Here is a 463-nt window from a genome sequence, read left to right as displayed (position 1 = left end):
GACGGGTCGGCGATCCGACCGCTCACGGGGTCACCGCCGTGGCGAAGACGGTCTCGTCGGCGGCGATCAGGGTCGCAACGAGCGCGTCGGCGAGGTGGAGCTGCGCCGCCGAGGGGTGCTCGCCCTCGACGGGGAGGGGGGACGGCATCTCCACGAGCGCTCCGTTCGGGGTCGTGCGCACGTGCGGGCGCGGAGACGGGAGGTCGGTGGCATCCACCGGTCGGGGGGAGGCGTCCGCGACGAGGCCGGGCAGGTGCGTCGCCCGGATGCCGTCGTGGCCGACGCCCGTGAGGAGCGTGAGGTGCGCGGTGGAGGGGTCAGCGACGGCCTCGACACGGACGCCGTCGAGCCGCGCGGCGAGCCGCTCGATCGCGTCGTCCGTGGCGCGCACGACGGACGCGCCCAGGCGCCGCAGCACTGTCGTGAGCGCCGTCGCGAGCGGGCCGTCGCCGACGATCCGCAC

General features: G+C 76.5%; 1 protein-coding gene. It reads right to left on the bottom strand.

Annotated elements, in window-relative coordinates:
- Window positions 1-22: 22 nt before the first annotated feature.
- The coding region (locus ACZ3HH_RS29385; protein WP_465810016.1) for a hypothetical protein at window positions 23-463 on the bottom strand (441 nt) is incomplete at its 5' end.

The organism is Pseudomonas sp. PME37.24/025, from assembly GCF_055556615.1.
Note: the sequence above shows the minus strand (reverse complement) of the source record. Positions and strands in the feature narration are given on the sequence as shown.